Annotated in this window: 12 protein-coding genes; 8 read left to right on the top strand and 4 right to left on the bottom strand. The window is 72.7% G+C overall.

The features are described 5' to 3' along the window. The first annotated feature begins 52 nt into the window (after positions 1-52). The 5 genes from ACQEWB_RS37050 to katG all read left to right on the top strand — a co-directional run bounded on the left by ACQEWB_RS37050 (position 53) and on the right by katG (position 5,197). The gene (locus tag ACQEWB_RS37050) at positions 53-1,069 is read left to right on the top strand and encodes a cupredoxin domain-containing protein (RefSeq protein ID WP_432838956.1); all 1,017 of its coding nucleotides are present in this window, start codon (positions 53-55) and stop codon (positions 1,067-1,069) included. Between the two features lie 102 nt (positions 1,070-1,171). Next, positions 1,172-1,687: a hypothetical protein gene (locus tag ACQEWB_RS37045; RefSeq protein WP_432838954.1), complete on the top strand. Its 516-nt coding sequence runs from the start codon at positions 1,172-1,174 to the stop codon at positions 1,685-1,687. Next, complete coding sequence (locus ACQEWB_RS37040; protein WP_432838952.1) at positions 1,675-2,367, top strand: cupredoxin domain-containing protein; 693 nt, start codon at positions 1,675-1,677, stop codon at positions 2,365-2,367. Before ACQEWB_RS37045 ends, ACQEWB_RS37040 begins: the two co-directional genes overlap by 13 nt. Positions 2,368-2,547: 180 nt before the next feature. Further along, complete coding sequence (locus ACQEWB_RS37035) at positions 2,548-2,985, top strand: Fur family transcriptional regulator (protein ID WP_432838950.1); 438 nt, start codon at positions 2,548-2,550, stop codon at positions 2,983-2,985. 25 nt (positions 2,986-3,010) lie between these two features. Next, entirely contained in the window at positions 3,011-5,197 is a 2,187-nt protein-coding gene (katG, locus tag ACQEWB_RS37030; RefSeq protein ID WP_432838948.1) for a catalase/peroxidase HPI, read from the top strand. A 10-nt stretch (positions 5,198-5,207) separates the two neighbouring features. Here katG and ACQEWB_RS37025 read toward each other — a convergent pair whose 3' ends face one another. Then, the gene (locus tag ACQEWB_RS37025; protein WP_432838946.1) at positions 5,208-5,957 is read right to left on the bottom strand and encodes a restriction endonuclease; all 750 of its coding nucleotides are present in this window, start codon (positions 5,955-5,957) and stop codon (positions 5,208-5,210) included. Between the two features lie 251 nt (positions 5,958-6,208). Between ACQEWB_RS37025 and ACQEWB_RS37020 the strand changes: the two genes are divergently transcribed. The 3 genes from ACQEWB_RS37020 to ACQEWB_RS37010 all read left to right on the top strand — a co-directional run bounded on the left by ACQEWB_RS37020 (position 6,209) and on the right by ACQEWB_RS37010 (position 9,426). Further along, positions 6,209-7,345: an ABC transporter substrate-binding protein gene (locus tag ACQEWB_RS37020; RefSeq protein WP_432838944.1), complete on the top strand. Its 1,137-nt coding sequence runs from the start codon at positions 6,209-6,211 to the stop codon at positions 7,343-7,345. Positions 7,346-7,471: 126 nt separating this feature from the next. Beyond that, positions 7,472-8,776 (top strand): sensor histidine kinase, encoded by a 1,305-nt coding sequence (locus ACQEWB_RS37015; protein ID WP_432838942.1) that lies wholly within the window; start codon positions 7,472-7,474, stop codon positions 8,774-8,776. Beyond that, the gene (locus ACQEWB_RS37010) at positions 8,773-9,426 is read left to right on the top strand and encodes a response regulator transcription factor (RefSeq protein WP_432838940.1); all 654 of its coding nucleotides are present in this window, start codon (positions 8,773-8,775) and stop codon (positions 9,424-9,426) included. Before ACQEWB_RS37015 ends, ACQEWB_RS37010 begins: the two co-directional genes overlap by 4 nt. A gap of 3 nt (positions 9,427-9,429) precedes the next feature. On the opposite strand, the gene ACQEWB_RS37005 is transcribed toward ACQEWB_RS37010, so the two are convergent. The 3 genes from ACQEWB_RS37005 to ACQEWB_RS36995 form a co-directional block, all read right to left on the bottom strand. Next, the gene (locus ACQEWB_RS37005; protein ID WP_432838938.1) at positions 9,430-10,152 is read right to left on the bottom strand and encodes a glutamine amidotransferase-related protein; all 723 of its coding nucleotides are present in this window, start codon (positions 10,150-10,152) and stop codon (positions 9,430-9,432) included. 31 nt (positions 10,153-10,183) lie between these two features. Continuing rightward, positions 10,184-11,503 (bottom strand): aminotransferase class I/II-fold pyridoxal phosphate-dependent enzyme, encoded by a 1,320-nt coding sequence (locus ACQEWB_RS37000; RefSeq protein ID WP_432838936.1) that lies wholly within the window; start codon positions 11,501-11,503, stop codon positions 10,184-10,186. A 188-nt stretch (positions 11,504-11,691) separates the two neighbouring features. After that, the gene (locus tag ACQEWB_RS36995; RefSeq protein WP_432838934.1) at positions 11,692-12,963 is read right to left on the bottom strand and encodes an MFS transporter; all 1,272 of its coding nucleotides are present in this window, start codon (positions 12,961-12,963) and stop codon (positions 11,692-11,694) included. Between the last annotated feature and the right edge of the window lie 6 nt (positions 12,964-12,969).

Below are 12,969 nucleotides of genomic sequence, written 5' to 3'. Positions count from 1 at the left end.
TGTCCCACCCCCCTCGCCGTACCGGCGAATCTCACAAGGGAGACCCACCACCATGCACACAGAGGAAACCACCGCACCCCCGGCCGCCCACCGACGCTCCCGGGCGGGCAACCGGGTGCTGCTGGCCACCGGGCTGGGCGCCGGCCTCGCGGCCGTCGCCTGTCTCGGTCTGCTCCAGGCGTCCACCGGCGCCGCGGCCCCGCAGACCGCCCAGCCCGCCGCCGAGGCCCACTCCATGGCGGACACGGACCAGGCGGCGACGGACGCCGCGGCGGCCGACCACACCGTCGAGATCAAGGACATGGCCTTCGCGCAGCCGAAGCTGACGGTGAAGGTCGGCCAGACCGTGAAGTGGGTCAACGAGGACTCCGCTCCGCACACGGTCACCACCACCAGCGGCCCGGCCAAGTTCGACTCGGGGACCCTGGAGAAGGGGGACAGCTGGTCGTACACCTTCACCAAGGCCGGCACGTACGAGTACTACTGCGCGGTCCACCCGGACATGACGGCCTCGGTGACCGTGGTCGCCGACGACAGCGGGGGCAGTTCCGGCGGTTCGACCGGAGGCACCACCGGCGGGTCCACGGGCGGCTCGACCGGTGGCTCGACGGGCGGGACCACGGGTGGCTCCGACTCCGGTGGCAGCGGCGGCGGTTCGAGCGGCGGGGGCAGCAGCTCCGGCGGTTCGAGCGGCGGGGACGACGGCGGCGACGAGCAGTGCGTCAGCGTCCAGCAGGTGCTGCTGCCCATCCTCCAGCACATCGACAAGGCGCATCTGGAGGAGTCGCCCGGGCAGCAGGTCCAGGACGCGCTCCAGCTCGACAGCTACATCAAGATGCACACCGTCTGGCTGGAGTCGATCCTCACCCCGGCGGTGAACGGTGCCGGCAGCGTCTCCGACGACACGCTGAGCGTGCTGCTCCAGCACATCGACTCGGCGCACCTGGAGGAGTCGCTCGGCCAGCAGGTCGCGGACATCCTCGACCCCGACGCCTACGTGAAGATGCACACCGTCTGGGCCGAGCACCTGCTCGCCCCCACCGAGGACTACATCACCAACTCCTGCTGATCCCCCGGCAGGAGGCGACGGGCCGGCCGAGTCGCAGTCGGCCGGCCCGTCGCCGCTCCATTCTCCCCGCCCGTCACTCCGCCCGAACACCGAGGTGCCGAGATGACCACAGAGACCCTCCCGACCATTCCCCTGCCACCGCCCCGCCCGGGCCCCGACTGGCTGCCCGACCCCGGCACCTACACCGCCGCACCGGACCGCTGCATCACCGAACTGACCGCCCGCTTCGGCCCGTTGACCACCCTGCGCCACCGGCTCACCGCCCTCGACGCGACCCTCACCGTGGCGCACGACTCCGACGACTGCGTGCTGAGCCTGGAGCTGGCGGGCCGGCCGCTCGGCGGCCGACCGCTCACCTTCGTCAGCACGAGTCTCACGCCCACGGACGAGGCCACCCGGCTGCACGTCCCCAGCGAACTCGCCCTGGCCGACGCGCCGTTCCCGGCCGTGCTCGGCCTGCGGGTCGTCGAGCGCACCGCCGAGCGGCTGCTCGTCCTCGGCACGCTCCGGGTGCCGTACCGCCCGCTCCGTCGTACGACCGGACTGCCCCTGTCCCGCACCCGCCCCGCAGACCGCATCCGGCTGCTCGTCGCCGCGGAGTTCACATGCCCCGCCTGACCGCCCTGCTCGCCGCCCTGTTCCTCGTGGCCGCCGCCCTGTTCCTGCCCGCCCCACCGGCGCGGGCGGCCGCCGGTCACCAAGTCGCCATGTCCGGCTACGCGTTCGCGCCGCGGAGCCTGACCATCACGGCCGGGGACACCGTCACCTGGACCAACCAGGACCAGGCGCCCCACGACGTGAAGACCAGCTCCGGCCCGGCCGCGGTCCACTCCCCGATGCTGAGCAAGGGCGGCAGCTGGAGCCACACCTTCGGCACGCCGGGGACGTACGGCTACGCCTGTACCGTGCACCCGGACATGACGGCGCGGCTCGTGGTGGAGCCGGCCCCCACCCCGACCGTGCACCGGCACCCGGCGACCCCGGCGCCCGCGCCCACCCGGCGCTCCACCGCCGCGGCCATGCCCTCCATGACCATGCCCATGACCACGAAGGGCTCCGGTCACGTCGGCCAGAGCGCGTCGGCCGCCGCCCCGGCGGCCGCGGACCCCGCCCCGTCGCCCGCCTCCGCGACCGCCGTCCAGCAGGCCCCGGACCTCCAGAACGCCGCCTCCACCACCCGTCCCCTCGACCCCCTGCTCCTGCTCACCGGCGTGGTCGCGGGCGTCGCGGTCCTGTGCCTGCTACTGGTGGGCTCCCGAGCGGCGACCGCCCCGCGCGAGAGCCCCGGAGGTGACTGACGTCACATCCGACTCAGTGCCACCCAGATGATCGGCGGCACCGTGGCGCCCACGCTCGCCCCGTGGGCGCCACAGCGCGTCCCGGACATCACCTCGCGTCCCTCAGGCCACTCCCCCGACACCAAACCTGTACGGTTCGTTTTCTTGAACCGTTCGTGTTTATGGGGGTAGGTTGGCGCCATGACTTCACCCGGGACCCCGTCCACCGCCGATGAGCTGCGCGGTGCCGGCCTGCGGGTGACCGCCGCCCGCGTCGCGCTGCTCGAGACCGTCCGCCACGGTGACCACCTCGGCGTCGAGGCGATCGCCTCGGGAGTGCGCGAGCGTGTCGGCCACATATCGCTACAGGCCGTGTACGAGGCACTCCACGCCCTCGCCACGGCCGGCCTGGTCCGCCGTATCGAGCCGCCCGGCAGCCCCGCCCGGTTCGAGGGACGGGTCGGGGACAACCACCACCACCTCGTATGCCGGTCCTGCGGCGCCGTCTCCGACGTCGACTGCGCGGTCGGTCATGCCCCCTGTCTCACCGCTTCGGACGACCGAGGCTTCGCCATCGACGAGGCCGAGGTCATCTACTGGGGCCTGTGCCCCGACTGTTCCACCGCACGCACGGCCTGAGCACCAACCCCCCGGAAGGATTCCCATGTCTGAGAACAACGCCGCAGAGGCGAAGTGCCCGGTAGCGCATGACGGGCGAGCCCTGCACCCCACCCAGGGCGGCGGCAACCGCCAGTGGTGGCCGGAGCGCCTCAACCTGAAGATCCTCGCCAAGAACCCGGCCGTGGCGAACCCGCTCGGTGAGGAGTTCGACTACGCCGAGGCCTTCAACGGCCTCGACCTGGCGGCCGTGAAACAGGACATCGCCGAGATCCTGACGGACTCCAAGGACTGGTGGCCGGCGGACTTCGGCAACTACGGCCCGCTGATGATCCGGATGGCCTGGCACAGCGCGGGCACCTACCGCATCTCCGACGGCCGCGGCGGCGCCGGCGCCGGCCAGCAGCGCTTCGCGCCGCTGAACAGCTGGCCGGACAACGGCAACCTGGACAAGGCCCGCCGTCTGCTGTGGCCGGTCAAGAAGAAGTACGGCCAGAGCCTGTCCTGGGCCGACCTGATGATCCTCACCGGCAACGTGGCGCTGGAGCAGATGGGCTTCACCACCTTCGGCTTCGGCGGCGGCCGCGAGGACGTCTGGGAGTCGGAGGAGGACGTCTACTGGGGTCCCGAGACGGTGTGGCTGGACGACCAGCGCTACACCGGCGACCGCGAGCTGGAGAGCCCGCTCGGCGCGGTCCAGATGGGCCTCATCTACGTCAACCCGGAGGGCCCGAACGGCAACCCGGACCCGATCGCCGCGGCCCGCGACATCCGTGAGACCTTCCGCCGGATGGCGATGAACGACGAGGAGACCGTCGCCCTCATCGCCGGTGGCCACACCTTCGGCAAGACCCACGGCGCGGGCGACGCGGACCTGGTCGGCGCCGACCCCGAGGCCGCCCCGATCGAGGCCCAGGGCCTCGGCTGGGCCTCCACCTACGGCTCCGGCAAGGGCGGCGACGCGATCACCTCCGGCCTGGAGGTCACCTGGACCACCAAGCCGACCCAGTGGAGCAACGACTTCTTCGACATCCTCTTCGGCTACGAGTGGGAGCTGACCCAGTCCCCCGCCGGCGCCAACCAGTGGGTGGCCAAGGACGCCGAGGCGGTCATCCCCGACGCCCACAGCGCCTCGAAGAAGCTCCCCATGATGCTCACCACCGACCTCTCGCTGCGCTTCGACCCGGTCTACGGCGAGATCTCCAAGCGCTTCCACGAGAACCCGGCCCAGTTCGCGGACGCCTTCGCCCGCGCCTGGTTCAAGCTGACCCACCGTGACATGGGCCCGAAGTCGCTGTACCTCGGCCCGGAGGTCCCGGCGGAGACCCTGCTGTGGCAGGACCCGCTGCCGGCGGCCGAGGGCGCGGCGATCGACGCCGCCGACGTGACGGCCCTGAAGGCCAAGCTGCTCGACTCGGGCCTGTCCGTGTCCCAGCTGGTCTCCACCGCGTGGGCGTCGGCCTCCACGTACCGCAACAGCGACAAGCGCGGCGGTGCCAACGGCGCCCGTATCCGCCTCCAGCCGCAGGCCGGCTGGGACGTCAACGAGCCCGACGAGCTGGCGCAGGTCCTGCGGGTCCTGGAGGGCGTGCAGGCGGAGTTCAACTCCGGCGCCAAGAAGGTCTCCCTGGCCGACCTGATCGTCCTCGGTGGCGCCGCCGCCGTGGAGAAGGCCGCCAAGGACGCCGGTGTGGCCGTCGAGGTGCCGTTCACCGCGGGCCGCGTGGACGCCACGGACGAGCACACGGACGCGGAGTCCTTCGCCGCGCTCGAGCCCTCCGCCGACGGCTTCCGCAACTACCAGGGCAAGGGCAACCGCCTCCCGGCCGAGTACCTGCTGCTCGACAAGGCGAACCTGCTCGGCCTGAGCGCCCCCGAGCTGACCGTCCTCGTCGGCGGCCTGCGTGTCCTGGGCGCCAACTACCAGAACACCGCGCACGGCGTCCTCACCGAGACCCCGGGCAAGCTGACGAACGACTTCTTCGTCAACCTGCTCGACCTGGGCACGACGTGGAAGTCGGTCTCCGAGGACCAGACGGTCTTCGAGGGCCGTGACGACGCGACCGGCGAGGTCAAGTGGACCGGCACCCGTGCCGACCTCGTCTTCGGCTCGAACTCCGAGCTGCGCGCGCTGGCCGAGGTCTACGCCTCGGACGACGCGAAGGAGAAGTTCGTGAACGACTTCGTCGCCGCCTGGGTGAAGGTGTCGAACGCGGACCGCGTCGACATCTGATCCACACCGGTCATACGGCGTCCGGGCCGTCCCGCAGGGGGCGGCCCGGGCGTCGCCGTTTCTGCCGCCCGTACGTCGTCCGCCAGCGCGCCCGGTGCGTGGCGTCACCCTGCCCGGAACCGTTCACACCCATCAGCGAGGGCAGCGAGGCGCCGCTGTTCCACGATCCCAGCAGATCGCGGTTGACGGCGATGACGCCGTTCTTGAGAACGACGTCCATGGCCTGTCTGCTGAACCGGGTCGTCGTCACGAACACCGCGACGTCCATCCCGAAGTGCACCTTCGAACCGAGCAGATCACGCACCTCACGGCTCGCGATGACGGCACTCGGCGCGTACCGCTTGCACTGCACGACCATGGTCCGCCCGTCCGGCAACCGCCCGACCACATCGGCCCCTTGATCGCCGGCCCCGCCGACCCTTCGCACCTCGGCGCACCCGTCCCGCCGGCACAGCGCGGCCACCAGGTCCTCGAACTCCGTGCCGGTCATGCCGTCCACCTCGGCGAGCGTCCGACGCCCCGCGGCCACCGCGTCCTGCCGCCGCCACTCCCGGTCACGGCCGCGCACCAGCCGGTCCGTGCGCCACAGCCACCAGCCGAGCCCGCCGACGGCGGCGACCGCGGCGAGTACGACGACGTACACCCAGATCCTCGACCAGAACACGGCGAGTACCAGCAGGCCGAGCAGCAGCCCACCGCCGGACGGAACCGCCCGGCCCCGCGCCTTCCGCCGTCTCCGTGCCTTGCGCCGCGCAGCCATCCGCACCCCCGGTCGGTCCCCTGCCTCGCAGTGTGGACACCGCCCGGGCGGGCTGAAAGGGCGCACATCGGCCAAGGCGGCCGAAGAGGGACGACCGCCGGGCTTCAACCGTTCGGTTGAACGGCGTTTCCATCTTGCGGCCGCCCATCGATCCGTACGGACGACGCGGCCCGCCGCTCCCCCGCGCCAGACTGACGAACGCCCATGGCGCCCGGGCCGTACGTCACCCCCAGCAGAGAGGTCTCCTCAGCGTGTCCAGCTTCCCCAGCAGACGGCGTGTCCTCACCACCGGGGCGGGCGCCGCCCTCGGTATCGGCGTGGCCGGTGCCAACGCCTCGGCCGCCTCGGCCGCCGCACGGAACTCCGGCGGCCCCGAGGAGACCCGCACCCTCGACGAGCTCTACCGGGCCGCGCTCGAGGAGGGCGGCAAGCTCGTCGTCTACTCCGGCGGCGACACCCCGACCCAGCAGGACGGCACCAAGGCCGCGTTCAAGGCCCGCTTCCCCGACATCGACCTGACGCTGATCGTGGACTACAGCAAGTACCACGACGTCCGCGTCGACAACCAGTTCGCCACCGACACCCTCGTCCCCGACGTCGTACAGCTTCAGACCTTGCAGGACTTCGTCCGCTGGAAGCGGCAGGGGCGGCTGCTGCACTACAAGCCCGCCGGGTTCTCGAAGCTGTACGAGGGGTTCCGGGATCCGCAGGGCGCGTGGGTCGCGGTGGCGGCGATCGCGTTCAGCTTCCTGTACGGCACGGCGGCCGTCGGCTCGGACGCGCCCCGCGACCCGCTCGACCTGGTCGACCCGAAGTGGAAGGGGAGGATCGCCTCGTCGTACCCGCACGACGACGACGCCGTCCTCTACCTCTACACGCTGTACGTCCAGAAGTACGGCTGGGACTGGGTCGCCCGACTCGCCACGCAGGACGTGCGGTTCGCGCGCGGCAGCAACTCGCCGGGCGATGCCGTCTTCGCCGGGCAGAAGGCGATCGGCGTCGGCACTGCGGGCTCGGCGGTGCCCAACTCGTCGTCGCCCGCGAGGTTCGTGATCGCCGACAAGCACCCGTTCATGGCCTGGGGTCAGCGCGCGGCCGTGCTCAAGCAGGCCGGGAACCCGACGGCCGCCAAGCTCTACCTCAACTGGCAGCTGTCCGCCGAGACGCAGCAGAAGGCCTTCAACGGCTGGTCGGTACGGACCGACGTCACGCCGGCCGGCGGTCTGCGGCCGATCTGGGAGTACCCGAACGCCCATCTCGACGGCTTCCCGGAGTTCATGGCCGACCGCGCCGCGGTGGAGCGCTGGAAGCAGACCTTCGCCCTCTACTTCGGCGAGGTCAGGGGCGACCCCACGCCCGGCTGGCCCGGACTGCACCCGGGCGCCTGACGCACCGCGGGGCTCCGGTCGCCCGCGCCCCGGCGCCATCGACCGGGGCCCCGCTCTTCACATCGCCCATACAGCCGACGGATAGACTCGGCCGCCCCGACGGATCATCTCTCCAGGGGGTTTGTCGTGTCCGACCCGGGCCCCGCCCACCCGTCACCGCCGGTCCCCGGCAGTCGGTTCGCTCCCCGCCACCTTGCGCACCTGGTGTTCTTCCTGGTCGTCGGTGCCGCGCTGGTCCGGCTGGCCCGGCTGAACATCGCGCTGTGCTGGGACATCGTGGCCGCCAGCACGCTGCTCGCCATGACCTACTCGGCGGGCCTGCTGCTGTGGCGCCGGCTGGGCCCGCTCACCCGGCACGGCTGGGTGGCGGCGCTGATCCTGCTGTGGGCGTACCTCACGGCCCTCACTCCCTCGCCCCTGACCGGCGCCTATGTGTGGTGCGCGGTGCCGCTGGCCTGCGCGGCCCTGCGGGCGCTCGGACGCCGGGCGGCGCGGGTCGCGACGGGTGCCGTCACCCTCGTACTGATCGCCCAACTCACCAGGAGCGCGGGCGGGTTCGACCCCGAGCTGGTGCTGATCCCGGTGGCGGCCGTGTGGGGCACGGTGGCCCTGTACCAGGCGCAGCAGCGGGTCGCCGTCGACCGCCAGCGCCTGGTGGACGAGCTGCGCAGCACCCGTGACGTGCTGGCGCGGGAGCAGCGGCGGGCCGGGGTGCTGGGCGAGCGTGAGCGCATCGCCCGCGACCTGCACGACACGCTCGCGCAGGAACTCTCCGGCAGCCTGATGCTGTTGCAGGCCGCCGAACGGGACTGGGAGGAACGGCCGGACGTGGCGCGCACCCGGGTGCGCGCGGTCGCCGACGGCCTGGACGTGAGCCTCGCGGAGACCCGGCGGATGATCCGGGACCTGACCCCGTCGGTGGTGGCCGAGGAGGGCCTGGAGGGCGCCCTCGAACTGCTGTGCCTGCGGGCGCGGGAGGAGGGCACGGCGCCGGAGGTGCGGTTCCACTCGACGGGCGTACACCGCCCCGACCTCGACGAACAGGCGGCGCTCACCCTGTTCCGGGTGGCCCAGAGCACGCTCGCCAACGTCCGCGAGCACGCCCGCGCCACCAGCGTCCTCGTCACCCTCCGCCGAGCCGCCGACCGCGTCGAACTGGAGGTGCGCGACGACGGCATCGGCTTCGACCTCGTCCGCGCGGGCGGCGAGTACCTCCCGGGCCGCGGCTTCGGCCTCGCCCGTACGGACGGCGCGTCCCCGGCGGGCCGCGGCTTCGGTCTGCCGGCGGCGCGGGCGCGGCTTCGGGAGTACGGCGGTGATCTGACCGTCGACAGCGCCCCGAACCGGGGCACCCGCATCCGGGCCACGGTCCCCGTCCGCACCCGCTCCGGCCTGCTGACGGCACCGAGCCCGACGGCGGCGGTCCGATGACGCCGTCCCCGCTCCGCCTGCTGATCGCGGACGACCATGCCGTCGTACGGGCGGGGCTGCGGGCCCTGTTGGAGGGCGAACCGGATCTCGACGTGATCGCGGAGGCGGGCGACCCCGGGGAGGCGGTCCGGCTCACCGAGTCCTTGGCACCCGATGTCGTACTGATGGACCTGCGTTTCGAGAGCACGGGCCGGGGCGGCATCGGCGACGGCGTCGAAGCGGTGCGCGCGCTCACGGTTCGGGCCCCGGAGGTGCCCGTGGTGATGCTGACCAGCTACTCCGGACGCGCCGACGTGGTACGGGCGTTGGAGGCCGGCGCGCGCGGTTACGTCCTCAAGGCCGGACCGCCCGAGGACCTCTTCCGGGCGGTGCGTGGCGCCGCGGCGGGCGGCATGGGGCTCGCGCCCGGGATCGTCGGCGACCTCGTGGGCCAAGTGGCCGCTCCGATACCGGAGTTGACGGAGCGTGAGCGGGAGGTGGTCCGGCTGATGGCCGACGGCAACAGCAGCCGTGCCATCGCCGGGTCCCTGTATCTCAGCGAGGCGACGATCAAGACCCACCTCGTGCGCATCTACCGGAAGCTCGGCGTCGACAACAGGGCGGCGGCGGTCTCGGAGGCGGTGCGGCGGGGGCTGCTGGAGCTGACGTGAGAACTACTCGCGGCCGGTGTGGTCCGCGGCGAGCCGGTCGAGGAACGTCATCAGCTTGGCGTTCATCTCGGTGTAGTCGTTGGCCCGGAGCTGGTCGGGCTGCTGGACGTAGGGGCGGTCGGCGAAGGTGGCCAGTTCCTTCTCGGAGTGTTCGATCAGGGCCTCGACACAGGCCGGGGTGAACTCCATGTGGCACTGGAAGCCGTACACGTACCGGCTGTAGCCGACGATCTGGCGGGGGCACCCGGCGCTGGTGGCGAGCACGGTGGCGTCGGCGGTCAGGCCCGGCATGTCGTTGTGCCAGTGACCGGTGTCGAAGGTGTCGCCGAGGCCGGCGAGGAAGGGGTGCTCGCGACCGGCGTCGGTGAGGGAGACGGGGAAGGAGCCGATCTCCGTGTTCGGGCTGGAGTCGAAGGCGGCGCCCAGCGCCTCCCCGACTAGCTGGGCGCCCAGGCAGATCCCGATGACCGCCCGGTCCGCCGCGACGCAGGCGGCGATGAGCGCCTTCTCGGCGGCGGCGTCGAAGTGCGGGCACTCCTCGGTGGTCGTGCTGGGCCGCTGCGGGCCGCCCATCACGATCAGCAGGTCGATGCCGTCCGCGCTTCGGGGCAGCGGATCGCCCTCGTGGACACGGGAGTGGCTGATCTCGTGCCCGCGGGCTCTGGCCCAGTCCTCGTAGGCCCCGGGGGCCTCGAAGGACTCGTGGACGATGAAGTGTGTACGCATGACCGAAGCCGGCCTTTCTGTGGGTGGCCGGTCAGTGCCGGCTGGAGCGGTGCAGGATGTCGGCGAGGTCGTCGGTGAACCGGTCGGCCTGTTCCTCGGTGAGCGTGGAGGTCGTCACCCGCAGGGCCTGGGGCACGGAGGTTCCCGCGGTGAACAGGTCGCCGGGCTGGACCGCCCAGCCCCGCCGCGCGAGCGCGTCCGCGACCGGGCGCGCTGGTGTCGGCAGCGGGATCCACACGTTCAGCCCGTCCGGCGGGGCTCCGTCCCGGACGCCGATCCCGCGTTCGTCGAGCCGGGCCAGGAGCAGCGTGCTGCGCTGTCCGTAGGTCTCGCGCGCCCTGGCGGTGAGGGCGGTGACGTCCGGGTCGGTGAGGAGGGCGTGGGCGGTGTGCTGGAGCAGCCCGCTCACCCACGTCGTACCAGTGTTGAGGCGGGTCTCCAGGCGGGTCGCGGTCTCCTCGTCGCAGGCGACCAGGGCCAGGCGCAGATCCGGGCCGAGGAACTTCGACACCGACCGGACCAGCGCCCACCGGGAGGTCCCCGGCGGTGTGATCCGGTGGTAGCCGGCGCGGGACACCGCCCAGAAGTGGTCGTCCTCGACGACCAGCGCCTGGGGGTGATCGGCGAGGACCGCCCGGAGTTCGGCGGCGCGTGCCCGGGTGATGCTCACGCCGGTCGGGTTGTGCGCACGGGGCGTGCACACCACCGCCCGCGCCCCGCCCTCCAGGGCCGCGCGCAGGGCCTCCGGGCGCATGCCCTGCCCGTCGACGGCCACCGGGAGCGTCCGCAGACCGTTCAGCCGGAGCGTGCCGATGCTCGCCAGGAAGCAGGGGTCCTCTACCGCCACCGCGTCCCCGCGCGTCAGGTAGGCGCTCAGCAGGCGCTCCGTCGCGTCGACCGCGCCATGCGTGGCCAGGACGCGGAAACCGCCGCCGTCGAGGTCGGGTGCGAGCTGTCCGGCGGCCCACTCGGCCAGCCGCTCGTCGACCGGCGGCGCCCCGTACAGCGCCGGCCGGTACCCGCCGCCGCGGAGCGCGCCGAGCGGGTCCGGCAGCAGCAGCGGGTCCGGGTTGCCGCTGGCCAGATCGGTCAGCCTGCCCCCGAACCAGGCGCCCTCGCCGGCCAGTTGGGGCACCCCGGTCACTACGGTCCCGCCACGCCCGCGCGTCTCGGCCTCGCCCGCGGCCACGAGTTGCCGGTAGGCGGAGGCCACCGTGTTCCGGTTCACGCCCAGCTCCTCGGCGAGCGTGCGCACGGGCGGCAGCACGTCCTGCGGAGCCAGCTCGCCCGAGGCGATCAGGTCCCGCACACTGCCGGCGATCTCGGCCGCGGTCGTCCCGCTGATCTGCATGCCGTCCACCTCCCGAGCCGACCATAGCATTGGACCTAGGACATAGAAAATACGTCATAGGACAAATACTCGGTGGGCTGCCAGCCCTAAGAAGGTCGACTCCATTGCTGACGGCAGATTCCACGGGCTGACTTCCTCAGGCCTCGGCCGGGGTCCCGGCCGGCATGAGGCTCAATCCCCGGAGCGTCTCAGCGGCTGCTCGCGGTGGCCGCGATCGCGGGGAGTACGGCGAGGGCGAGGATGCCGCCGGTCAGGGCGAGGACCGGGTAGCCGGCGGCGGAGACGACGAGGCCGGAGGTGAGGCCGCCGGTGGCGCCCGCGATGGCGATGGAGACGTCGACCAGGCCCTGGGTCCTGGCGCGGGTGGCCGGCGGCACGGCGTCGGTGATCATCGCCGTACCGGAGACGAGTCCGAGGTTCCAGCCCAGGCCGAGGAGGGCGAGCGCCAGGGCGAGCAGGGCGACGGAGTCGGCGGGCGCCGCGGCGGCGGTGACTCCGGCGGCCAGGAGGGTGACACCGGACGCGGCGGCGATCTTCACCGGGCCGTACCGGTCGACGAGCCAGCCGGTCAGCGGGGACGGCAGATACATGGCCCCGACGTGGATGGCGATGACGAGGCCGGAGGCGGCGGTGCCGTGGCCGTGGTCGTGCATGTGGACGGGGGTCATCGTCATGATCGCGGTCATGACGAGTTGGGTGAGGATCATCGTCAGCGCGCCGGGCATCAGCCCCGGACCCCGGGTTCGCACCGGGGCCGAGGTCGGGGTCGCGTCGGTGCCGTCCGTCTTGTTCGCCTCCGCCCGCTGCCGGAGGTCGAGGCTGCGGGCGAGCAGCAGCGGGTCGGGGCGCAGCCATACGGCGAGGACGAGGGCGGCCAGCGCGTACGCCGTGCCGGAGAGCAGGAACGGTCCGGCCAGGGTGGGGATGCCGAGGGTGTCGGCGAGGTGGCCGGTGGGTGCGGCGAGGTTGGGGCCGACGACGCCGCCCAGGGTGGTGGCGACCAGGACGGTGGAGACGGCACGCGCGCGATGGGCGGGCTCGGCCAGGTCGGCTCCGGCGTACCGGGCCTGGAGGTTGGTGGCGGTTCCGGCGCCGTAGACGAACAACGCGATGAACAGCAGTACGGGGTTGTCGGCGACGGCCGCGGCGATGACGCCCGCGCTGCCGACGGCGCCGGTCAGGTACCCGGCCGCCAGGCCCGGTCGGCGGCCGCGGGCCTGGGAGATGCGGCCGATGGTGACGGCGGCGAGGGCGGAACCCGCGGTGAACAGGGCGCTGGGCAGACCAGCGAGGTCGGTGGAGCCGAGCATGTCCTGCGCGAGCAGGGCACCCACGGTGATACCGGCCGCGAGACCCGCCCCGCTCAGGATCTGGCTGCTGACCAGGACCGCGAGGACGCGGCGCTGCGCCTCGGGCCCGGCAGGCGTACCGGCGGCGGTGTCCGGGGCGGTGCTTGTCACGGGTGA

The organism is Streptomyces sp. CA-249302 (assembly GCF_050936785.1).
Taxonomy (GTDB): Bacteria; Actinomycetota; Actinomycetes; order Streptomycetales; family Streptomycetaceae; genus Streptomyces.
Note: the sequence above shows the minus strand (reverse complement) of the source record. Positions and strands in the feature narration are given on the sequence as shown.

What these genes read in the sequence shown, in the direction of transcription:
- ACQEWB_RS37025 (WP_432838946.1), bottom strand. Translation starts at nt 5,957, where the DNA reads ATGGCTGCGCGGCGCAAGGCACGGAGACGGCGGAAGGCGCGGGGCCGG.
- ACQEWB_RS37050 (WP_432838956.1), top strand. Translation starts at nt 53, where the DNA reads ATGCACACAGAGGAAACCACCGCACCCCCGGCCGCCCACCGACGCTCC.
- ACQEWB_RS37000 (WP_432838936.1), bottom strand. Translation starts at nt 11,503, where the DNA reads ATGCAGATCAGCGGGACGACCGCGGCCGAGATCGCCGGCAGTGTGCGG.
- ACQEWB_RS37005 (WP_432838938.1), bottom strand. Translation starts at nt 10,152, where the DNA reads ATGCGTACACACTTCATCGTCCACGAGTCCTTCGAGGCCCCCGGGGCC.
- ACQEWB_RS37040 (WP_432838952.1), top strand. Translation starts at nt 1,675, where the DNA reads ATGCCCCGCCTGACCGCCCTGCTCGCCGCCCTGTTCCTCGTGGCCGCC.
- ACQEWB_RS37035 (WP_432838950.1), top strand. Translation starts at nt 2,548, where the DNA reads ATGACTTCACCCGGGACCCCGTCCACCGCCGATGAGCTGCGCGGTGCC.
- ACQEWB_RS37010 (WP_432838940.1), top strand. Translation starts at nt 8,773, where the DNA reads ATGACGCCGTCCCCGCTCCGCCTGCTGATCGCGGACGACCATGCCGTC.
- katG (WP_432838948.1), top strand. Translation starts at nt 3,011, where the DNA reads ATGTCTGAGAACAACGCCGCAGAGGCGAAGTGCCCGGTAGCGCATGAC.
- ACQEWB_RS37045 (WP_432838954.1), top strand. Translation starts at nt 1,172, where the DNA reads ATGACCACAGAGACCCTCCCGACCATTCCCCTGCCACCGCCCCGCCCG.